Here is a 21,511-nt window from a genome sequence, read left to right on the forward strand (position 1 = left end):
CCCCGCCTGGCTGCACACCTACAATCACCACCGCGGACACACCGCGCTGAAGGGCCAACCACCCGCCAGCCGCGTTCCTAACCTCACGGGGCAATACACTTAGACCCCACCCCTGGAGTGCGTTCTCAACCTCGGTGGGGGAACATCGCCGAGTCTCCCCATCGAGGCAGTTTAGTGTGGAGATCGTAGTGGATTTGTGCAGCCCGTGGCAGTGGGGGTCTCCCGTATGCGTGCTGGTGAAGTGCCTCCCGGCGAACCCGCGTCCCTGGTGCGACACGAGCTCGGCACGGGGCGTGCGACTCTGTGCCGGGTTCATTCCGGCCTGCCTGGTTGTGTGTGATTCGTCGGCCGGAAAGGCCCGGTCTGCCCGTGACACAGCGGTGCACCCACGACGTTCGCCACCACCAACCCGGCCAAGGCGCGATCCCGTTCGCTCGTACGGTGGGGGCCTTCGCCCCCACCATCTGCTCCCGTGGGCCGGGTGCGAGCGCAGCTGTACCCCGGCGGCGTCGACGAGTCAGACGCACAGCCCTTCGGCGGTGGGGCGCGCGATCTTCCGTTGGCGCGCCTTGACGATCTCCTCGTGGGAAAGCCCCACCGGGCATGCGCCGGGACATGGGGATCCCGGCCGGTGGGTCGGATGTGAGAGCAGACGGCCCCGGGGCGGAACGACGCCCCGGGGCCGTGTCCATGACCGGTCAGATCTGCAGGATCAGCGCCTCCACCTGCCCGAGCGTGGTCACGCTGGCCTGTGCGGCCTCCCGGGCCTTCGTCAACTTCTCCATCCACTCGATCCGCTGCTCGGCCGGCAGGGCTTCCTCGCCGAGCTGGGCGCGCAGGCGGCGCGCTTCCTCGAAGTCCGTCATCAGGGTGTGGGCGGAGTCGACCGCGCGTTGGTAGCTGTCCCCGACCAGCTCGACTCGGGCAGGCAGTTCCCGACGCAAGTTGTCCAGCCGCTCGCGGGGGTCGGGCGGTGCCTCCCCATGAGATGTGGTGCTGCTGGCCGGATCGCTCTCCGGGACCGGGATGCCGGTGCCCCCACCGCTGCTGCCAGCGGGATTCTGTACCGGGCGGCCGAGTTCCACCGGGAACGTCTCGTCGAACCAGTCCTTGTCGGCGACATACGTGGTCGGCCGGCCCTCGGTGTCCGGGACGATCACCATCCCGGCTGTGATCGCGGTCTGCTCGCCCTCGTCCCGGTGGCGTTCGCCGTAGCAGGCCAGACGGCCGCCATCTTCTGCGACGGGGGGCTGTGTGGCGTCCGGGTGCTCCAGGACGGACTTCGCGAACGTGAGGAGGAGGGCCCGGCTGATGGCCGGGCTCGTCGAGCTGTACGCCAGGGTCAGGGAAGCGAGGGAGCTGCTGGGGGTCCGGCGTACTCCCTTGCGGCCCTCACCCGCTTCGCTTCCCTGGCCGGGCGTGATGAAGGGCTCCGGGGCGTGCATGAGCGCCGGCGCCATCCGTTGGACCAGAGCGGCCCACGCTGTCGCATCGCCAGCCTCCGCTCCGAGGAGCAGTTCCTTGAGCGACCTGGGGTCCTGTCCGGATCCCTCTTTGGTCTCCGCAACACCGAACAGTCCCAGCGCGGACAGGATGTTGCCGCGGTGCAGGAACAGCTGGGCGACCGCTGCCGACCACAGACGCGTGCGGGCTGCGGCGGTCTTCGCGGTGACCTGGCTCCACGCCGACTCCTGGAGCGTTCCCTTCACGACCGGCCAGAACCGCCCTGTGTCGCGGATGGTGCGCTTGCCCGTCCCCTGCCCAGAATCCGGGGGAATCTCCGGGAACACGAGCGCGGTGATGGCCCGGACGGCGATATCGCGGAGGACGACCGGGGTGGTCTCGTCGCCCGCGGGGACGAGCGGCTCCAGTGGGTCGAGCGGGCCGTTGGCGGTCAGGGCATCGCGTACTCCGAGCAGATCGAGGAGATCCGCGCCCCGCGCATTGGGGAACGCCTCAGCGAGTGCGGCCGTGAGGAGGGACTGCTGTGCGTAGGAGTCGACGAGCGTCGCGAACAGGGCGACCAGGCGGGCGTCCTCGTCGTAGGGCTGGATGCCGCGCAGGTGATCGTTGACGTTCAGCGCCCGCAGGACATGCTCCAGCGCCGCCGGCTTGTTGCAGCCGATGACGATCTCCGTGGAAACCGTGGCGATCTTCCCTGCCCGGACCGAGGGGTCCTCCGGGCTCGTCTCCGGATTGGCGCTCGCCTCGTTGAGCCGGGTGGAGATCCGCTTCAGGACCTCCCGCAGGCTGAGCAGCCGCAGCGCGGGGTCACTCTTTTCCTTCGGCAGAGGCAGGAGCGACTGAGGCATGCCCGTGACCAGGTGCTCCGGGCGCACACCGAAGATGTCGAGGCGAGCCAGTGCCCTGTTGTTGGCGGTCACGGCGGCCATGCGCCAGATCCGGGACACCGTGCCGTCAGGGCTGGTGATCTGCCACTGCTGAAGGACGTTCATGCCCTTGGAGAGCTGGCCGGCGTCCACGAGGGACTCGACCAGGTCGTAGCCGCGGGTCTTCCCGGCGCGCTGCAGGCTGTCGGCGGCGTACCGCTGCATGTGGACGGCCACCTCGTACGGCTGCTCGGCGAGCGTGAGCGCCGCCTTCGGCTCGCCGCCCTCTTCCGCCGTACGGACTACCGGCCGCGGCCGCCGGTTGCCGAGGGCAGCAAGAAGGGTTTGCTGCTTCCTTTCGAGTTCCTTGACGCGCTGGACGGCGTCCAGGTGCTTCTGGGTGGCTGCCGCGAGAGCTTCAGCGGTGTACGTCTCATCGCCGGGTGCGCGGCGACGGGCCTCCCGCTCCTTCTCGGCGCTCTTCGCAACCTTCTCGGCGTCCCGCAGCGCGATCTCGGCGGCGACGAGCTCCTTGAGGCGTTGAGTGGCCTCCGGGCTCGGCGGCGTCCAGCAGCTGACGGTGCGGTCATTGAGGTCCCACGGGGCCACCGCGGCACCGTGCACGTCGCACATCAGCAGGAGCACCTTGTCGGTGCCGGTCTGCACGGCTCGGTGGGCGGTGGGCTTGAGGACTTTCCTGCCGCGCAGCGACGCCACGAGGTTCTTGATTTCGGTGTCCGGGAGAGCGGAAGCGAGGCCCTCGATGATTGCCTGCCGGGGAGGCGGTACGACCTCCTGGTCCTCGCACGTGTTCTCGATGGCGTCCGCCAAGTGCTCAGCCCAGGTGTCGGTGCCGATGTACGGGTAGATGCCATCAGGTCGTTTCGCGACCACGGTGTCTTCCTTCCACCCGGGCGTGCCGGGGGAATGCAGACGCTCCCGTCTCTCGGGAGCGTGACACGCGCCCGAGCGCCGAAGCCTCGTGCTGGCGAGGTGCAGGCCGATACCCGTGATGGGTTTCGGCGGTCCTCGCCCCGTACGGCCCAACTGCCAACGTCCGAAGAGGATCAGCCCGAACAGTGCTTCATACGGCACCCGGGCGTCTCGCGGCTTGCTCCTGCTCCGCCGTCGGCGGCATGAGGCGGACGCCGGTGATGGGCCACCGACGTGCACCACGAAATCTGCCATGCCTGCTGGCGCAGGAACGAACCGTCGCGAAGGGGCTCACTCGATCAGGTGATCTGATCGGCAACATGGCAATGATTGAAGCAAGTTGAGGTAAATACGACCAAGCTCTCCGACTGCTGTAAAGCGGACCTCTAGACTGCGGCTGCGAGGCCGACGGGCGTCGTCTCCGCTGCCTGGCCACGCTGCCCAGGTCCTTGAACTGGCCGCCTTGACCGGGCTGGGCGGCCGGACGTGCGGGAACTGGCCGGTGTGGGCGGCCCCTCGGCCCGGCCGAAGTACGTCTGTTGCTGCCGTACGCCACCGCTTCGCACCGTGCCGGGCCGGGGGCGTGTGGACGCGTCTGCTGGCGGCCCGCTGGGCCGCAGGCTGCCGGCCGCCCGGCGTGACGGCGAGTGGCTGCTGGTGGCCGAGCACCTGTTGAAGGACGCGGTGGATACCGAGCACGCCGGCCGCCTGGTCCTGCAAACCGCGGCCGAGCGCGTGCATAGAGTCCGTCGCCCTCTCCGTGCCGACCCGGGCCGCGCTCTGCGCGTGGCTCACCGCCCGCGTTGCCCTCGTCGCGTGCGCCGACGGCCCGGTCCACGCTGTTCGTCAGCGTCATCCCCGGCCACTACGAGGACGCCGACGGCTGCCAGCGGGGCCTGGCACCCGCGTATGTCCGCGTGGTGCGTGAGCTGAACGACGATATGGCCGACGAACTGGGGTGGGAGCCGATGTCGGAGAACCTGGAGGAGCCGCGGCGGGAGATTGATCTGGAGACGCTGCACGCCGGAGCGGACGACTTGGTGCCGTATTTGTGGCGTACGCCGGAAGCCGGCATGGCATGATCCCCGCCATGCAAATGACCAGGGTGGGGGCCGCGGTCGCCGCGGCGATCGTGATTGCGGTGGGGGCCGCCGGTTGCGGCGGGAATGCCGAGGCCGACGGCACGGCGAAGGTGTCGGCGCGGCCGTCCGCGAAGACGAAGCAGCCGACAGTGCGCGAGGTATTCAAGGACGTCCGGCCAGTCCTGTACGGGGCCTGCGACAGCTCCGAGGCATACACATGCGATGAACACCTGCAGGACATCATCGACGCCGCGCACGACCTGCGGGCCGCGATGCGCCGTGACCCGGCCGGTGCGGCGTTCTACTCGCCCGCGTTCGTGATGACCGACCGCCTCGAGACGATCGGTGAGGAATACCACCCGCTCGACGAGGGGATGCGCCCCGAGATCATCGGTCTCGGCACCAGCCTGGCACGCTGGTTGGACGCGCACCCCACATCCTGACCGCGGCCGGGGCTCACGCTTGGAGGTGCAGTTTCCGCAGCAGCGTTGTCTCCGGCGAGGGCCCGTGAAGGTGCGCGGCGTACGCGGACAACGCCTTACCAGGGACTCCGAGGGCGCGGGCAGGTTGAGACGGCTGCGGATCTTGGGGGCCGGGCCGGGCCGGGCCGGGCCGCGCCGGATCGGGCGGCCGGTCGCGGCCGCGTACGGACCCCCAGCGGCTTGGTGCGCCCGGGCCCGAAGTGGTTGGCCGGCGGCCGGAAACGGCTCGGCGTCACCGCGTCGGCGTCCTGGCCGCGCGGGAAGGCACGGGCCAAGGGCGGCAGGTCCCGGCCCGCCCGCCGGCGCCGCTCCAACTGCGCGCGCAGCCCGGCCAGCATCCGGAGGCGGCCGAATACCGGGCCGGACGGCAGACGAGGGAAGTCGACGGCCTCCTCCTCTTGCCGGGTGGCCAGCATCACGCGCGCGGCCCGGGCGCACTCGGCGGCCTCCGCGCACGCCCGGGCCCGGTCGCTCCACCCCAGCACGTACGCGCAGGCCTCGGACGCCAGGTCCTTTACCGATGGTGACTTCCTCCCGCAGCCCGCGCACCGCCTGCTGGGCGTGCGTGCCGCGGGATGCGTCCCCACGCACCGGCGGTCTCACTGGGCTTTTGACCTGCACATCCCGGTCTGCTCCCTTCCCGACGTCCACAGGCGAGCCTGCGCCCGGTCCGCTGTGGACAGCACCCGCCGGGGACCGGACCGCGGGGTCCACCGGCCGTTGCAGGCCCGTTCGGAAGGCACACGGCGGCCACGGCCTTTGCCATCACTCTGTCTTCCCCCGCTTCGCCGGCGAGTAGCCGCATCGGCTTCCAGGCAAGGCACTTGGGTCATAGCCTTATCGCCGCGGCGCGACCGGCCGCGCTCAGCACGAGGAGGCTCTCCCGGGTGGACTGGATCATCGCCGTCGCTCAGCAGACCGGCACGAGCAGCAGCCCCGTCTGGCTCGCCCCCCTCCTGGGCGGCGTCGGCGCTCTGGTGGGCGGCAGCCTCACCTCGTTGGTCGGCCTGCGCGTCCTGTCCGACACGAAGAAGGCCCGGAAGCGCGCCGCGGAGAAGGAGGCGACGGAGACCATTACCGCCGCGCTCCTGGACGTCCGTCAGATCTACCGCAAGAGCGACGTCGGATCCGGGTCGGCGCCCGAGGAGTTCGACACCTGGTCCGACTTCCTCCTCTCGAAGCTCGGCAAGGCGGAAGTCGCCGTCATGGCCCTCCACGGTGAGGACCTGCGTAAACGCCTCACGTCCTCGCTGGATCTGCTGATCTGGGGCGCCTACGACTCGCAGCTTCTGTACCAGACGCACCTCGGGGGGTTCCGGGTGGTGGCGTACGCGGCCCATCAGGACGCGATGGCCTGTCTCGGCGCGAACCTGCGCGGCGAGAAACTGCCCGAAGCCGCCGAGACCTGGAAGACCGCGGACAGCCAGATGCAGTGGCAGTTCGAGCAGATACGGCGGGCAGAAGAAGGAGAGTGACGCGCCGGCGGTGACGGCCCAGCCGGACTGCTTCGTACGGGTGCCGGTGGTGCTGTGTAGCGCTCGGGTCGTCCGGTTCACCCGCGCCCGACTACCGGCCCCAGGGGGACTTTGACCGACCGCCAGCCGCACGACGGTCCCGATTTCGTGTTCGTTCTCCCTGTGCCGCCGCCGTGGTGCGCCGGGGCTTGTGGCTTGGCCGGGTGAGGCGGTTTCTCGGTGCCCGGCCAGCTGCGACACCGGCGGTGTCGGCGCGGTGCCGTCTGCACCGCGGTGTTTCGCCGTGCGGCACTGGGCCGCGGCGGTCCGGCCTCGGAGTGCGCCGCGGCGCTCTCTGCTGGGCCAGAGCAGTGTCCGGGACCGGCCGTACCCGGCGCTCTCCGCCGCCGTGCGCCCGCCGCTGCCGATCCCGTCGTGCTGTCCGGCTCACCTTGCCGCGGCCGCGCGGCCGGAGAGCCAGCGCGTGCCCGGGTGTGGCGGTCTCGCGTCGTCCTTCCCGGCCGTGTGTCGGGCAGGGACGGCGCGCCCCGGCCCTGCCGCCTGCGCCGTCCGGTCGCGCCTCGGTTGCCGCCCGGGGAGGGACGGCGTTGTCGCGGTCGCCGCGGCGCCATCGCGGTGGCCCTGTCAGACTCCGAGCGTGAAGCCGGGATTGTCGCTGTCTGCTGCCCGGCGGGGCTGTACCGCCCGCGGCTTCCCGGTTTTCCGCCGATCGTGCCCGGTCGCCGTTTGCCGGGTGCGGTCCCGTCGGTGGCCGGGCCGGTTCTACGGTGTGTTACGTGAACAACCAGACGCCGCCGCTCGGCGAGGACGAACTGCCCGAGATTGACGAGGTGCTGGCCACGGCGCTGGCCGCTCAGGGGGAGCCGGGGGAGCGGGCGCTGGGGCTGCTGCGGGACGCGCGCCGGATCCTGAGCGGCGCCGCGGGCCTGCTGCAGGCCGGGGAGGTCGCGGAGGCGTCTGTGCGGTCCGCGGCGGATGCGCTGCTCGGCCTCACCAGCGCCGACGACGAGGAGGACAAGGGCAAGGTCCGCAAGACGGGGCTGCAGGCCGCGGCGTGGCGGCTGGTGAAGGGCGTCGAGGCCTGCGACCGGCAGATGAGACGCGGTGCCGGGCACCGCCACGGCGCGGAACCCGCGGCCGCGGGCGGCGGCGAGCCGGGCCAGGCGCCGGGAGCCGTCGTGGAGGCGGCTGAGTGGGAGGAGGTGCGTCAGGCCGCGGTGGTGGTGCGCGGGGAACTGACGCATCCGGGCGGCTACCACCGCCGGCGGGCCCAGGGGATCGCCGAGCGCCTGATGGGCGTGGTGCTGGGCAGTCTGCAGGAGCAGGCGCTGGACGTGTGGGGCGCGGTGTACGGCAAGGCGTCGGGCACCCTGCACGGCGGCGCTACCGGGCCGGAGCGGGCCGCCGCCCTCTACCACCAGGTCCTGGACGCCGCGCGGGAGCTGCTGGTGCCGCTGCCCGGCCGCGCCGCCCGGGTCCTGGAACTGGCCGCCCTGACCGCACCGTCCGGGCCGGATGCGCGGGAGCTGGCCGGCTGGGCGGACCCGCGCGCCACCACGTTCTTCTTCACCTCACGCCCGGTCCCGCCGTGGCTGCCGGTCCTTCAGGAGCACGCGCCGCACCTGCTGCTGGCCGACGAAGCGGCCGGCGGGCACTGGCCGGCCGCCCCGTTCCTGGAACACCTCGCGGTGGCCGACCCGGACGCCGCCCGGGCGTGGCTGACCGACCACACCGGGCAGCTTGCCGCCGCCGGCCCTGCGGCCGTGGACGCCCTGCTGCGCCTGGCCCTGGCCGGGGCGCTCGGCCCGGACCAGATGCGCCTGTTGCTGCCGTACGTCACCGCGCCGCTCCGTTCCGGGCTGGGGGCGGGGTGGACGCGCCGGCTGGCGGCTCGCTGGGCGCGCACGCTGCCGGCCGCCCGGCGTGACGGCGATTGGCTGCTGGTGGCCGAGCACCTGCTGAAGGACGCGGTGGATACCGAGCACGCCGGCCGTCTGGCCCGGCAGGCCGTGGCCGAGCGCGTCCACGCCGCCAGCGAAACGGCCGACGACGAGGAGGGGGAACTGCAGGCGGCGATCGCCCGGGAGAGCGCCGGCCGGCTGCCCGACCATGAGGTGGCCAGCCTGCTGCGGGAACTGGTGGCCACCGCCCACCCTGTCGGCGGCCCGGCGTATCGATGGGCACGGCCGCTGCGAAACGCGCTGGCAGGCCTGCTGCGTCGTGACGTTGAGGCGACGGCTGGGGCGGCCCGGCACCTGGTCTTCGGCGTCGACCTGGACGAGGTCCGCGTGGCGGATGCGGCGGCTTTCGGCGGCCCGCGCCTGGCCCGGGCCGTCCTCGACCTCGCTGCGGCGGACGCCGCGGCCGGTGTGCCGCTGGCCGAGCGGACCCGCGCGTGGGCCAGGATCGTCGGCTTGGACGGCCGGCTACACGGCCGGCTGCTCGCCTCCCACCTGGCCGCCCACTCGCCTGCCGCCACCGAAGCCGACCACCCCGCCGACGACACCGCCGCCGAAGCCGGGGTGGCCGGCGGGGCGGGGGAGTGGTGGGACGGGGCGGTCCGGCTCACCGGGCAGCTGCTGGCCGACGGGCCCTCCCCGGAAGGCGCCCGGCTGGCCGCCCTGGTATTCCGGGACTGCCCGCCCGCCCTCGCCGAGGACTTGCGGCAGCAGGCCCGGGCGGAGCTCGGCACGCCGCCGTCCGCCCGCGAGGTGGACCAGGTCCTGGCCGCTGACACCGCCCCGGCCGACGGGGTCGACGGCACGGCCGAGCCGCTCGCGTCCTGGCTGCGGGTGTGGGACTGGTCGCCCGTGCTGCCCGCAGCGGTGCTGGTGGGCTTCGAGCCGCTGCTGGCCGCGCTGCGCCGCGTGCAGCCGGAAGGTCCGGCCGACCCGCGCGCCGTCGTCGGCCTGCTGCCGCTCCGACAGCACACGGTGTCCCTCGACGAGGAGTATCTCGACTCGTTGGCCGACGATTTGGGCCCGCTGGTGGCGGCCGCCGCGCTGGCCGCGGCCGACGACGTCGGCGCCGACGGCTACGCCATGGTGCTGCACCGCCTGGTCGCCGCCGACCCGGCCGCGTGGACCGCGGACGTGCCCGCGGTCCTGAAGGCCCTGAAGCGGCCGGAGCTGGGCGCGTTCTTCCTCGCCGCGGCCGCCGCCCAGGCCCACCGCCCGACGGCGTTCCCCGCCGGGACGGCCTCGGCCGCCGTGGCCGCGTTCGCGCTGCGCCGCGCGCTGCCCGCCCCGGCTGGCGGACGGCCGCCGGCGACGGCAGTGTTCTTCGCCGACCAGGCGATGTTCGACCTGCTGGCCCACACCTGGCGCACCGGTACCAACCTGCCTGGCGACCAGGAGGAGGACGTCCTGGCCCACCTGCACGCCCTGGCCGCGCCCCTGATCCACCCCACCGCGCCGGTCCCGGCAGTCCAGGCCAAGAACGTTGTCCCGCAGGAAGCCGTCTCGGAGGACGCCCCGGACGGGCCCGCGGTCGCGGAGGCGGATGACCACAGAGACGTCCCGGCGCAGACGCTGCCGGGCTCGCACCCGGCGGTACGCGCGCTGGGGTGCCTGCTGGAGTACGCCGCCTACCGCGCCCGCACCACCAGGCAGATGCCCGACGGCATCCTGGACCTGACCCAGGGCGCTCTGGCCGCGCACGGCGGGCAGGACGCGGTGGCCACGGCGGTCGGCGTGCACCTGCCCTCCCTGCACCACCACGCCCCCCGCTTCACCGCGACCGCCGGCCTGTACCGCCTGACCCCAAGCCGGCCTTCACCGGCCGCGTCCTGGCTGCGCTGGGGACCGGTCGATCTGTCCTTGCTCGCCGCCCTGGACCGCGCCGAACTCCTTCGGGCCCTACGTGAGGGGGCCTCGGGGGTGGACGGGCACCTGGCCCACGCGCTTCTGACCGACTCCGGCTTCCTCGGCGACCCGATGGCCGCCTGGACCGACGTGGCGGCCAGCGCCGTCGGCGCGGCCGCCGCGTCCCGGCTGCTGGAGACCATCGCCGCCCTCACGCCCCGCCCCGCCCCCGACGGCGGCGTCCCGGCCAGTGCCGGGCTCGTCGTGGCCGCGGCGACCCTGCTGTGGCGCGCCGCGCTGGCCGCCGACCTGCCGCCCGGCGCGCTCGCCGGCGCCGGAGCCTTTACCACCTCGGCCGTCGAGGACACCGTGTGGCTGGTGCTGACCCGGGCCAGCGCCGACCACACCCCGGCCCTGATCGGCGCCAGCCTCATCGCCGAACGCGCCGCCGCCCACCCATCAAGCCCTAACGCGCTGCTCCTGGCCGCGAAGCTGGTCGCCCACCCAGCCGGGGCCTGGCCGGACGAAGGGATCCGCCGCCACGCCCGCGCCCTGCTGCAGGCCGCGGCGGCCCTGCCCGCGGACGAGCGTCCCGCGGAGACCGAGGTGCTGCGCGAGGCACTGGTCAACGCCGGCGAGATCGACGCCATCCAGGCCTGACCGCGCCCGCCAGCCGGCCGGTTACGGACCCGCGCCCGCTCCTCAGCACGTCCTTACCGGCACCCGACACACCCTTGGAGCCGCCACACCATGAGCCCAATCCCACGGAGCGACCCGTAACACGCCGTTCCGCACTGCAGGCCCCCTACGGATCGTCGGCGCGCGGCCTGGCCGTCGTCCTCCCCGGGCGGGGCCGGCGGTCGGGGGAGCGCGGTGGCGCTGGTGGCATCGGTCATCAGGCCAGTCGAGCCCCCGTGGCCAGCGGTAGAGGAGAAACGAGTGCAATCCGCCGTTGCGCGTGATGGTGGTCGGATCTGCGGCTGGTTTTGTGCGCTGGGGTCAGTCCGGCCGGGCGGGCTATTGGTGAGGGGTGTCACATGACCTTGGGTCTTTACAGGCTGTGACCTGCACAGCCGGTGGGGGAGTACCGGATCTGTCGCGTGGTGTGACGGCTATAGCTGGCCAAGTCGGCATATTGCGCGGCTGGTTGGGGCGTGGCTTGCGACACTGAGTGACCGGCGGCGGGTGGTCCGTTCGCGTGTGGTGATCGGGGGTATGGGATGTCGGGTCGTCCTGGCGAGTACTACCGGGCGGGTCACTGGGTGAAGCGGGGGTCGTCCGGGTCTCGGGCGGTGAAGAGCTCGGGGATGACCGGGGCGGTGGTGGTGGCCCTGCTGGTGCTGGGGGCGTGGCTGGGCCTGTTCTCCACGGACTCCTCCGGTACCGATGCGCCGGCGCACCAGCCCACTCCGTCGCACTCCGCCAAGCAGGGCCGGTGACGTTGCCGCGCCTTGGCAACCCGGCTTGACAGCAGGGGGCCAGGCATGTGGTCCGGCGCCGCGTGCTCACCATTCGAAGCCGGGGCCTTCAGATCGGGCGGCGCCATCTGCGGCGCGGGCGCGGGTCCTGGGTGGGTGCCGCAGGCGGTCCGGGTTCGGGCTGAGGGTGTGCGGCGGTCTCGGTTTTCAGCCGGGTCCAGGAGGTCTTCCATGCCGCGCACTGCTGTGGGGTCAGGCCGCAGGCGGCGAGGAAGATGCCGGTGGTCTTCCAGGTCTTCGGTAGCTCGGTGAGGTTGACCTGACGGCTGAATGCGCCCGGCTCGAGGTGTGGTTGGGACCGGGCGCTGAGGTCGCCGAAGGTTCTGCCGCTCAGAGCTCGGGCCTGGATGAGCCCGTCCAGGAAATTCCTGGGGGTGTGGAAGGTTTCCGGGTCCGGCCAGCGCGCGTCGTCTCCTCGGTCATGAGAGCCAGGGCCGGGGCGGGGGGACTGGTTGCGGGCGAGTAGGAGTCGGCCGGCGGTGTTGCGGTCGCGTTTTTGCGGCAGGGGGCGGCCTTTGGCGCGCAACGTGGTGCGCAGGTGCCGGTAGACGGTCTCCAGGTCCAGTTCCGCGGGTTCGCCGTCGATGCCGTGCTCAAGGACGTGCAGCAGTTCCCCGGTGAAAGCGGTGTAGGTCTCGCCGGGCGGGGCCAGGGCGGCACCGTTTTCCGGGGCGGCCGCCAGCAAATAGCTGCCTTCGATGACGGCCTGGTCCGCCAGCAGATCCGCCGGGCTGCTCATCAGCCCCAGAGCGCGTCCGCTCAGGCAGCAGTCCAGGATGATCACATACCGGCGGGCCCTGCCCGTGGTGATGACATCCCGCAACGCCTGGTACGCCACACCGGTGTGGCTCCAACCGGGCCGCGCGCCGGGTAGCCCGAAAAACAACTCGCCCCGGCTGTCGGTCAGGCCGTGCCCGCAGAAATACACCAGCAGCGTGTCCCGCGCCGCATCAGCAGCCTCCGCAATCGGGTCGAGCATCTCCACTGCCGTGGACGGCTCCGCCACCACCGTGCAATGACCCCGGGGCAGCGCCCAGGACGAGCCGCCGCTCAGCGCGGCCGCCAGCGCCGGGAGATTGTTCGCCACGCCGGGAAGGGACTCCAGCGTTGTGTAGCGGCTGACCCCGACCAGCACCGCCCGCGACCCCTGGGGGTCCGGCATGCCAGTCACTACGCCTCGCCCCCGGCCCCGTCGCTGTCCTCCAGCAGCGCAGTTATCCGCCTGATCTCGTCGTCCGAACCGTCAGCCAGGCTGATCTCGATGTCGCCGCGGCGGATGACGACACGCAGGGCCCTCGGCCGCGTCTGCCGCCACGTGACCACCGACAGCACGAAGGACGCGGCGCTCCACCCGTTGTCCGTCACCAGCTGGACCGCATCCAGCCACCCGCCCATCTCACCCGGCCGCGCGGTCCGCTCCACCAGCGACACAGACGCCGTGCTCCGCACCACCGGCTCCTGCGCCAGCCATTCGTACAGCGTGCGCAGCTCCGCCTCCGCTACGCTCCCGTCCACCCTGATCTGTACCAGCATCAGACAGCCCCCTCCCGTCCTGTGCGGCCGGCGAGCCAGCCACGATGCCCTGCTGCATCGTGCCGTTGTTGGGGCACCCTGCGCCAGACCACGCGGAGCCTGTCAGCGCACGCGGTTCGGCAGTCCCCTCAAACGATCAGGACAGGGCGTCGAGTATCCGTAGCGAATGGACCTGTTCTAGAGGCTTGCGGCACGGCGCTGGTGTAGGAGAAGACGTGTCCCCCGGCAGAATTCCCGATGGTTCTATTGGATGGTGACGCTGTGGGCGCGGGCGAGTGCGTCGAGGCCGTCGGCCCAGCCTTGGCCGATGGCGCGGAGTGTCCAGACGGGCTGGCCGCCAGCGGTGTGGCGGTAGATCTCGGCGATGACCATGGCGCGGATGGGGTCGGCGGGTGGCTGGAAGGCCCAGGCGGTGCCCGGGTTCTCCACAGCCCCAGAGTGCGACACCACGGCGAGTTCGGCACTGCGGACGTCTGGCCGACCGCGTCCTGCTGCGTTCGTTGTCTAAAAGGAGGCACGGCCTCCGGGCCGGGCAGGCCGGAATCAGCCCTCTACCGAGAGGCTGAGATGACCAGGGAATTGAAATTCGAGGACGGGACCGTACTGCTGCTGGGAAGCAGGGAGGGGCATCAGCTTGCCACGCTGCTGCCGGGGGTGGGGGTGCACCACTTCCGACTCGCTCAGCAGGTGCAGACGGTGAAACAGGGCGACGGCATCAACCAGGTGCAGCTGAGCGGCGAGCTGCGAATCCAGCCCGGCAACATGTGGCTGGGTTCCTTCGCCCCTGTCACCGTGTACCTGGGGCCGATTCGACGCGACGCGGACCTGTCCCTGCCGCTGACGAGCGACCAGATTCTCGCCCTGGAGCGCAACCGGGATGGCGGGGAGCTTCTGCTGAAGGTGGACTTCCATGGCGCACTGCCGCAGACCACGAAGTTCCCACTCGTGGAGGAGCAGGTCGAATTCAGGGTGCCAGCCAGCGAGTGGGAAAAGCAGATCGAAAGCGTGAACCGGGGAGCCTTCTTCACCGTCACGGTTCCACTGCTTCTGGACGACGGCCCTCTAGCCGAGGCTGCGAGGCACGTGCGCGAGGCGAAGCGGCAGATCACTGCTGGCCAGTACCCCGACGCCATCCGAGAGACTCGGCTCGCGATCGAGACCATGCGTGACATGAAGGTCTGGCCCCGGGACGTCGAGAAGAAGCGCGACGACCAGGACCAGGCCGACCGCTACGGCCTCATGCTCGATGCCCTTGATGCGCAGGCTGAGGGATACCAGCAACTTCTGCAGAGGTCCTTCAACCAGGCGAGCGGCATCCAGCACGCGGGCGGCGCCATCGCGCGAGCCAGCTGGGTACGCGCCGATGCCGTCTCCCTGACCGGCATGGCAGCCTCTTTGATGCACCGGCTCTCAGAGGAGATCCGTAGCTGAGTCCAGGGTGAGTGGCCCGCCGCCCAGAAGGACGGCGGGTCGTGGACACGCGGTCTGCTCAGCTCTGGAACGCGGTGGTGCGCACTCTGTAGAACGACGGCATGGCGGGTCGTACGGTGGATTGCTCCAGCGCGTCGGCGAGTTCGGTGAACCCCTGGCCGCGCCGGACTGCGCTGAGGAACGAGAGGTCCGTGAGTCGCTTCACGGAACAACTCCCGGGCCTGCGGCCGGAATGGACCGCGCGGGTCAAGCCAGAGCGGGAGACGGGACCACATACGGCAGGGGACGCCAAGCACGACCATGCCGGAGCCCGAGCAGGCAGCGCTTTCGGCGAACATAATCAGTCACGCACAGGATTGATGCCCGTTACCCTCGTCGGATGCCTGACAAGCGGCCTCCTGGGACTTTGGGCATTGACCTGCGGAAGGCGGGATTGCGCCCCTGCGGGCTGTGCGGCCAGGTGCGCGAGATGACGAAGGCGCATGTGCCGCCTCAGGCTGCTGGCAACCGCGGCAAGGTGACGAGCGCCACTGTTCGCATCCATGATCGAACACGCCGCAACGGCCGACCAGATGCCGGCGGGATGTGGCTGCGAGGCCTCTGCCGCGACTGCAACGGTCTCGCCGGTGAAAACTACGACGCGGCCTATGGAGACTTTGCCAAGGCGCTGGAGACCTACACGCGGGCGCTTCAGCACCTCCACCTTCCAGGGCATCCAGCCCCGCCAATTCGTCTGGCCCCAGGCCGGGTCGCACGATCGATCCTCATCGGGATGTTCGCCACCACCCCCCACCTGCGTGTGATGTTCCCCGGCCTCGCTGACGACCTCCGCGAGGGGCGCGATCACATCACCATGCCCGACGGAGCCACACTGCGCCTGGGCCTGTACCGCTTCAGAGGGACACGTCTGGCCAGCATGTTCAACGGCTACAGAGTGCTGACACAAAGGCAGTACTACGACGTCTTCTCCGAGGTCTACTTCCGGCCTCTGGCCTGGGCTCTGACCCCCAGGGATCGATGGGATAGCGGGCACTCCGGCGAGTCAGTCTTTGATCAGCAGGGATGGGCAACCGTCGACGACTGGCTCCAGTACGGAGACGACGTCACAGCAACCGATCTGCGAAACCTTTGCCCCCGTGGCGTTCCGCTGGTGCACCATCCCCTTCTCGGCGGCAGGAGCGACGAGTGGGTTGAGTTCTTGAGCGACGAGGTGACGGCCATCATCGAAGGAGAAATTCCCATGTGAACCATGTGATCACTCCTTCCTGCCCATTGTCCGGGCGGAGTTTCCCTGTGCAGCTGGCCCCGGTGACCGACGCGGACGGCTCGGCCAGGACCCGGACGCGTATGTGCGCGAGAAGGCGCTGGCAGCCCTCCAGCGGCTGCGCGGAGCGGGCACCGACTGACCGGGCACCGACTGACCGGGCACGGCTGGTGGCGGAGTGCACCAGGGGACGCCGCCGCAGGAAGCACGTCAGCGGTACGCGGAGGGCGCGGCTGTCATATGTTGTGTTGGGGGATCAAACTGTGATTCAACCCCCTTGTTCGAACGCATGTCTAGGATGGCGTGGTGAGTAAAAGGACACGTACACCAGCTACGAGATGCTCCCCGGGTGCGCTTGCGGGTGTCATCAGGTCCCGGAAGATCCAATCGAGTACTACGCCGACCCGCGTGCGTACGACGACCCGACCTTCATCCCTTCATCCATCTGCGGATGTTGTGCTCGTGAAGTACTGCCGCAGAGGCCCAGCCCGTCAACGAGGATGGCGGTCTTCAAGCGTGACGGCTACCGGTGCTTGGCCTGCGGTTCCGATGAGGACATCAGTATCGATCACGTACAACACTGGTCGGCAGGAGGGCGGCACGGAATGGAAAACCTGCGCACACTGTGCTGTTCCTGCAACAGCCGTCGCGGAGCTGGTCATCTGCCTGAAGTCGATTAGACAGACGAGCGTAGGCGCACAACAAGCGCCAGCCTCGATCGAGGCTGGCGCAGCCTGGTTGCAAAGATGAGGATTGTTGAGATCCCGCGATGCCCGGCGATCGGCCCACTGCTGAACTGGACGGAACGGAGGCGCACCCCCGCGGCGTACACGCATCCATCCCCACCTGCCTCAGCCGCGGGCCGGGGAGAATGCCTCGTATGAGTACTACTATCCGCGCCGTCCTGCGCCCGGATCAGCAGGCTGGCCTTGAGCGTGCGGTGCGGCATCTGCATCGTCCGGGCACGCGGGGCTTGTACGTCTCCGCCTGCGGTACGGGGAAGACGCTGGTCGGTATCCGGCTGGCGGGCACGCTCGGGTCGCGGTTGACCTTGGTGGTGGTGCCGACGCTGGATCTGATTGCGCAGACCGCGCTGGCCTGGCGGAAGGACGGCCGGGCCGAGGCGATGGTGGCGGTGTGTTCGATGGACACCCGGGCCCATCAGGGCCTGGCTGAGGCGAATGTCGGCTCCACCTGCGACGCCGCAGGCCTGGCGGCGGTGCTGTCCGCGGTCGGCACTGGGGTCCTGGACGCGGTGACGGTGTTCTGCACCTATGACTCTCTGGACAAGATCGAGGCGGCGCAGGGCGCCGGCCGCAGCGTGCCGCCGTTCGATCTGGCGATCATGGACGAGGCGCACCGCATCGCCGGCCGGGCGGACAAGAAGTGGGCGGCCGTCAACGACAACGCCCGCATCCGCGCCGATCGCCGCCTCTACATGACCGCCACCCCACGCATCTTCGGCGGTCCGGATCTGGCGGAGTCCGCGGACGTACGCCGCCCGCGCCGCCGCCGGCTGGCCGAGCCGGATGTGGATGCGTCGGCGAATTCCATGGACTCCGAGCCGGTCTACGGCAAGAAGATCTTCGAGTATCCGCTTGCCCAGGCGGTCGCCGACGGGGTGCTGGCGGATTACCGGGTGATCGTGCCGACCATCAGCGACGAGGAGCTGCGCACCCGCCTGAACCTGCCCACCACGGCCGGGGGAGGGGATGCGCTGCGCACTACGGCCCTGCATCTGGCCGTGCTGAAGACCATGGCCGAGCACGGCCTGAAGCGGGTGCTGGTGTATTTCCAGCTCGTCGCTGACGCGAAGAGGTTCACGCGCGAGCTCGGCCACACGCTGCGCCTGCTGCGCACCACCGCCCCTAAGCTGTGCCCGGACCTTGCCCCGGTGACGTTGTACGTCGATGGCGACCACACCCCCGCGGAGCGTGCCGAGGTCTTCGCCCGTTTCGCCCAGGCCCCGTGCGCGATCATGGCGAACGCCAAGGTCGTCGCGGAGGGCGTCGACATCCCCAGCGTCGACGCGGTCGTCTTCGCCGATGTCTCCCGCAGCGTCATCCGTGTCGTCCAGGCCCTCGGCCGCGCCCTGCGCCAGCCCGCCCAGGCGGGCAAGGTCGCCAGCCTGATCATCCCCGCCTACATCCCACCGGCCGCGGACCCGGCCGACATCCTCGGAACGGCCTACGAGCCGGTCTGGGCGATCGTCACTGCGCTGGCCAGCCACGACCACCGCATCGCCGAGCGTCTCCCGAACAAGACCAGCCGCCTCCCGCAGGAGACCCGCGAGCTGATCGCGCACCGCTGGCACTTCGACTTCACCGTCCAGCCCGAACGCATCGCCCGCGCCATGGACCTGGTCTCCTTCGACCCCCGCGCCGCCGAATCCCGCCCCCGCCGCGAAGGTCTCGCCTCCGCCCAGGCCTTCCACGACGACCACGGCCACCTCGACGTCCCCGCCGACTACACCGACCCCACCGGCTACAACCTCGGCGCCTTCATCACCGGCATGCGCGACGCCCGCCGCACCGGCCGCCTCAACCCCCACGACCCCGCCGACGCCGCCTGGATCACCGAACTCGACGCCCTCGACATGATCTGGGACAAACACGACGCCGCCTGGCGCGCCCAGCTCACCACCGCCGCCGACTACCACGCCGCGCACGGCCACCTCGCCATCCCCGTCACCGCCCCCGGTGGCGCCTTCCTCGCCGAACAGCGATCCCTTGCGGCCAACGGCCGGCTCGACCCGGCTCGCGCCGCCGACCTCGACGCCATCGACCCCCACTGGCGGCTGCCCCACGGCCCCGACTGGCACCGCAAATACCACCTGCTCCGCGCCCACCTCGCCGCCGGCCACAACCCCGGCGACCTCCACCTCGACACCGTCATCGGCACGGTAAAGATCAGCCGCTGGCTCCACCGCCAGCTCACCACCTTCACCACCCTCGACCCCGGCCAGCAGCAGCTCCTCACCGACCTCGGCCTGACACCGGACACCAACCCCCTCAAGACGCCCTCCAAGGCCCGCCGGACCTTCGCCCAGACCGTCCAGCTCCTCGAGTTGTTCATCGCCCGGGAAGGCCGGCCCCCCACCGCCCGCGAGGAGATCCTCGTCGACGGCGACACCGTCAAGATCGGGCCCTGGCTCGCCAAGGCCCGCACCAAGCACCGAGCCGAACAGCTCCCCGCCGACCACGCCAGGCTGATCGCCTCTCTGTTCGACGGCGACTGGACCGACGACACGACCCCCGTCATCCAGCTCGCCTGACTGCCCGACTGGATTCGCGCGCCGATGAGGAGCCGTCGGCCGATCACCGTGGCAGCGTAAAACCTGTTGGCCGGTGATCGCGGAGCCGGGATACTCCGCATGTCCAGGGCGGGGGAGGGTGCATGACGGTGTTCGCATGTGCGACGTGCGACGCCGTGCTGAGCGCCCCGCTGTCGCAGGTCGCACTTCCCGCCCATGCCCGCCAGACGTGGGGGCACGGCCTGCTGCCGGTGCTCATGGAGGCAGGGACGTACGCGGTCGACCCGGAGCCGTTCGGGCCTCCATGGCGGCGTTGGAGCGAGGTCGGCGAGGACGAAGCGGCGGCCCGCGGAGTGTTCGCCCCGGTGTACTCGTTGCCGTTCGGCGACCCGGGAACGATCGTCATCGCCCCGGGTGACACCCTTGGCACCGTCCTGATCCCGGAGCGCTGCGACGGCGGCTGCTGCGGGCTCGATGGGAGAGACGGCTCGAACCTCGCCTGCGAGCAGTGCGGACAGCCCGTGGCGACCCGCATCGACGACTGCTCACTCTGGCAGGCCGTGCGGTTCGCGCCGCGCGCCGTGCGCCGCATCCCCGCCGACGACCCTGCACCCCGGACAGTAGATTGGCAGGCGCTGGCGACCGAGGTGCAACCCACCTCGCCGGTCGACCCCTCCGGCGACTGGAGCCCGCAATGGGCAGCGGCAGCCGGCGTAGCGCTGGCCCACCTCCTGGCAGCCTCGGACGGCACACCCGTGACCATCCCCAACGGCCTGGCCGCGGCAACCCTCCGCCGCACGCTCGACACCCTGCTCCCTCAGGAGCCGCCGGCGAAGACGGCGGCGTTGGCCGGCCCAGGCCTGCCCGCCCCGGAGCCTGACCCCGACATCCTGCTCGTTCCGCGGCATCCGCGGACAGGGGAAGCGTGGCAGCCGCCCAGCAGCGCGAAAACAGTGCCCCTGCCAGCCGACGTGTGGATGCACCTGGCCTTCCCCAACGAAGGGTTGCCCGTGCCCGCGACTGGCCGACTGCCTGACGGCGTCCTCCGCGACGACCCACTACCGATGCACCCGTGGGGGATGTTCCGGCCCGACTCGACACTGTTCCGCTACACCCTCGTACGGCTTCCCGCCGTCCGACAGCCGTGGCTGCGCAGAATCTACGACCGGGTGAAGGACCGCCCGTACGTTCGGCCGTTCTAGGGCGTGTATCGAAAGTGGATCTTGATGTGTGGTGATCTCGTGCCGCGTGGCGATCTGACGGATAGCAATGGGCGTTGCTGGAGCCGCTGTTACCTGCAGGGAAGAAGCCGGGGCGGCCGCCGATATGGACGCGACGGCAGGTGATCGACGCAGGTCACAGTCACTTATTTGGCCTGGTATCGTCCGCACTGCATCCGGGACCGGACTCCCAACCGGCCGATATACCCATAGGTAAGTAGGCGAGGTTTGTCGTGTGGGTGGATTCTCTTCTTCGCGTCACGGGTTGGGACGCGCGGGACGTGGCGCAGCCCTGGGCGGAGATCGAAGCGGCGCTGGGGACCGAGCTGCCGAGCGATTACAAGCTGTTGTGTCAGGCCTTCGGCGCTGGCGAGTTCTCGCGGGAGATGTCGGTGCTGTGCGTCGACGAGACCCGCGTGCAGGATCTGGTTGGGGAATGGCGCTACCTGCTGGAGGGCGACGACAGTTCGGACGGCCCGTTCGCGCCCTACAGGATCCATGAGCCCGGCACGACGGGGGGCCTGATCCCATGGGGGGCCTCGCGTTCGGGCGATTGGTTCTTCTGGCAGGTCACGGACGGCGCGGTGGACTCATGGCCGGTTCTCACCATGCAGGTGGACACCTGGGAGTGGAACCGTTACGAGGTGACCGCCACGGAGGTCCTGTACCGGATCCTTACCGAACCCGGGTTTTGGCCACCCTCCGCGGCACAGGCCGTATCTGAGCCCGTGGCACATTCCATGCCCGAGCCGGTCTTCGAGCCTGCCTGATCGGTTCGCGAGCGGAGAAGCGGGCTGTGTGCCGCAGTCGTACAGGTCTCAGCAACAGCCTCCGCGCCGGTAGGGAGGAGAGGGGAATTCGGATTCCCAGAAACTTTTGGATGAAGGAAGCATCCGTGCTTCATGAAGGCACGGGAGAGACCAACCTGACACACAACCACTCGCCCTCGCATCGCAGCTAGCTCGGCCCGCGTCAGCGGGCCACAAAAGACCGAAGGCGAAGCCGAAGGTCCGTCAGGGACGCGAAGCGGACCTGACCTGAAGGCGCGTTAGCGCCGCAACTGGGGCTGAAGCGAAGCGGAAGCCCTAGTTAGGCCCGAAGGGCCGGCATCCGCGAAGCGGATGCAACCCCCGCGCGGAGCACGGGGGTTCACGGGACGCGAAGCGTCCCTCACGCCGAGCAAAGCGAGGCGGTTTCACTTGCACAGCGCGCAGCGCTGTGTTACCC

Annotated in this window: 16 protein-coding genes and 1 pseudogene; 12 read left to right on the plus strand and 5 right to left on the minus strand. The window is 70.6% G+C overall.

Annotated features, from left to right (window positions below):
- Window positions 1–103: pseudogene (locus PV342_RS39745) on the plus strand (IS481 family transposase); the annotation flags it as partial.
- A 595-nt stretch (window positions 104–698) separates the two neighbouring features.
- On the opposite strand, the gene PV342_RS39750 reads toward PV342_RS39745, so the two are convergent.
- Window positions 699–3,224: a hypothetical protein gene (locus tag PV342_RS39750; RefSeq protein WP_500321013.1), complete on the minus strand. Its 2,526-nt coding sequence runs from the start codon at window positions 3,222–3,224 to the stop codon at window positions 699–701.
- A gap of 842 nt (window positions 3,225–4,066) precedes the next feature.
- Between PV342_RS39750 and PV342_RS39755 the strand changes: the two genes are divergently transcribed.
- The 5 genes from PV342_RS39755 to PV342_RS39775 all read left to right on the plus strand — a co-directional run bounded on the left by PV342_RS39755 (window position 4,067) and on the right by PV342_RS39775 (window position 11,544).
- Window positions 4,067–4,345, plus strand: a complete 279-nt coding sequence (locus PV342_RS39755; protein ID WP_500321015.1) for a hypothetical protein — start codon at window positions 4,067–4,069, stop codon at window positions 4,343–4,345.
- 8 nt (window positions 4,346–4,353) lie between these two features.
- Window positions 4,354–4,788 (plus strand): hypothetical protein, encoded by a 435-nt coding sequence (locus tag PV342_RS39760; RefSeq protein ID WP_500321017.1) that lies wholly within the window; start codon window positions 4,354–4,356, stop codon window positions 4,786–4,788.
- A gap of 926 nt (window positions 4,789–5,714) precedes the next feature.
- A complete protein-coding gene (locus tag PV342_RS39765) occupies window positions 5,715–6,302 on the plus strand; it encodes a hypothetical protein (RefSeq protein WP_500321019.1) in 588 nt (195 codons plus the stop codon).
- 776 nt (window positions 6,303–7,078) lie between these two features.
- Window positions 7,079–10,765, plus strand: a complete 3,687-nt coding sequence (locus PV342_RS39770) for a hypothetical protein (protein ID WP_500321021.1) — start codon at window positions 7,079–7,081, stop codon at window positions 10,763–10,765.
- A 647-nt stretch (window positions 10,766–11,412) separates the two neighbouring features.
- A complete protein-coding gene (locus PV342_RS39775; RefSeq protein ID WP_500321023.1) occupies window positions 11,413–11,544 on the plus strand; it encodes a hypothetical protein in 132 nt (43 codons plus the stop codon).
- 88 nt (window positions 11,545–11,632) lie between these two features.
- Here PV342_RS39775 and PV342_RS39780 read toward each other — a convergent pair whose 3' ends face one another.
- From PV342_RS39780 to PV342_RS39790, 3 genes are all read right to left on the minus strand, one after another.
- Window positions 11,633–12,745 (minus strand): caspase, EACC1-associated type, encoded by a 1,113-nt coding sequence (locus PV342_RS39780; protein ID WP_500321025.1) that lies wholly within the window; start codon window positions 12,743–12,745, stop codon window positions 11,633–11,635.
- 8 nt (window positions 12,746–12,753) lie between these two features.
- Window positions 12,754–13,116, minus strand: a complete 363-nt coding sequence (locus PV342_RS39785) for an effector-associated constant component EACC1 (protein ID WP_500321027.1) — start codon at window positions 13,114–13,116, stop codon at window positions 12,754–12,756.
- Window positions 13,117–13,359: 243 nt separating this feature from the next.
- Window positions 13,360–13,545 (minus strand): TerD family protein, encoded by a 186-nt coding sequence (locus PV342_RS39790; RefSeq protein ID WP_500321029.1) that lies wholly within the window; start codon window positions 13,543–13,545, stop codon window positions 13,360–13,362.
- Window positions 13,546–13,683: 138 nt separating this feature from the next.
- Between PV342_RS39790 and PV342_RS39795 the strand changes: the two genes are divergently transcribed.
- Window positions 13,684–14,547 carry a hypothetical protein gene (locus PV342_RS39795; RefSeq protein ID WP_500321031.1) on the plus strand — a complete coding sequence of 288 codons (864 nt, stop codon included), beginning with the start codon at window positions 13,684–13,686 and terminating at the stop codon, window positions 14,545–14,547.
- 58 nt (window positions 14,548–14,605) lie between these two features.
- On the opposite strand, the gene PV342_RS39800 is transcribed toward PV342_RS39795, so the two are convergent.
- On the minus strand, window positions 14,606–14,752 hold the full coding sequence (locus PV342_RS39800) for a hypothetical protein (protein ID WP_500321032.1): 147 nt from the start codon (window positions 14,750–14,752) through the stop codon (window positions 14,606–14,608).
- Window positions 14,753–14,926: 174 nt separating this feature from the next.
- Here PV342_RS39800 and PV342_RS39805 point away from each other — a divergent pair, with 174 nt between their 5' ends.
- From PV342_RS39805 to PV342_RS39825, 5 genes are all read left to right on the plus strand, one after another.
- Complete coding sequence (locus PV342_RS39805; RefSeq protein ID WP_500321033.1) at window positions 14,927–15,793, plus strand: hypothetical protein; 867 nt, start codon at window positions 14,927–14,929, stop codon at window positions 15,791–15,793.
- A gap of 518 nt (window positions 15,794–16,311) precedes the next feature.
- Window positions 16,312–16,491 carry an HNH endonuclease gene (locus PV342_RS39810; protein ID WP_500321035.1) on the plus strand — a complete coding sequence of 60 codons (180 nt, stop codon included), beginning with the start codon at window positions 16,312–16,314 and terminating at the stop codon, window positions 16,489–16,491.
- Window positions 16,492–16,691: 200 nt separating this feature from the next.
- Window positions 16,692–19,085: a helicase associated domain-containing protein gene (locus PV342_RS39815; RefSeq protein WP_500321037.1), complete on the plus strand. Its 2,394-nt coding sequence runs from the start codon at window positions 16,692–16,694 to the stop codon at window positions 19,083–19,085.
- Window positions 19,086–19,207: 122 nt separating this feature from the next.
- Window positions 19,208–20,266, plus strand: a complete 1,059-nt coding sequence (locus tag PV342_RS39820; protein WP_500321039.1) for a hypothetical protein — start codon at window positions 19,208–19,210, stop codon at window positions 20,264–20,266.
- 257 nt (window positions 20,267–20,523) lie between these two features.
- The gene (locus PV342_RS39825; protein WP_500321041.1) at window positions 20,524–21,054 is read left to right on the plus strand and encodes an SMI1/KNR4 family protein; all 531 of its coding nucleotides are present in this window, start codon (window positions 20,524–20,526) and stop codon (window positions 21,052–21,054) included.
- Window positions 21,055–21,511 lie beyond the last annotated feature (457 nt).

Origin of the sequence: Streptomyces sp. PA03-3a, assembly GCF_033792735.1 — a bacterium.
GTDB lineage: Bacteria > Actinomycetota > Actinomycetes > Streptomycetales > Streptomycetaceae > Actinacidiphila.

Coding starts and splice junctions, on each gene's coding strand:
- PV342_RS39760 (WP_500321017.1), top strand. CDS start 4,354: ATGCAAATGACCAGGGTGGGGGCCGCGGTCGCCGCGGCGATCGTGATT.
- PV342_RS39775 (WP_500321023.1), top strand. CDS start 11,413: ATGACCGGGGCGGTGGTGGTGGCCCTGCTGGTGCTGGGGGCGTGGCTG.
- PV342_RS39780 (WP_500321025.1), bottom strand. CDS start 12,745: ATGCCGGACCCCCAGGGGTCGCGGGCGGTGCTGGTCGGGGTCAGCCGC.
- PV342_RS39785 (WP_500321027.1), bottom strand. CDS start 13,116: ATGCTGGTACAGATCAGGGTGGACGGGAGCGTAGCGGAGGCGGAGCTG.
- PV342_RS39795 (WP_500321031.1), top strand. CDS start 13,684: ATGACCAGGGAATTGAAATTCGAGGACGGGACCGTACTGCTGCTGGGA.
- PV342_RS39805 (WP_500321033.1), top strand. CDS start 14,927: ATGCCTGACAAGCGGCCTCCTGGGACTTTGGGCATTGACCTGCGGAAG.
- PV342_RS39810 (WP_500321035.1), top strand. CDS start 16,312: ATGGCGGTCTTCAAGCGTGACGGCTACCGGTGCTTGGCCTGCGGTTCC.
- PV342_RS39815 (WP_500321037.1), top strand. CDS start 16,692: ATGAGTACTACTATCCGCGCCGTCCTGCGCCCGGATCAGCAGGCTGGC.
- PV342_RS39820 (WP_500321039.1), top strand. CDS start 19,208: ATGACGGTGTTCGCATGTGCGACGTGCGACGCCGTGCTGAGCGCCCCG.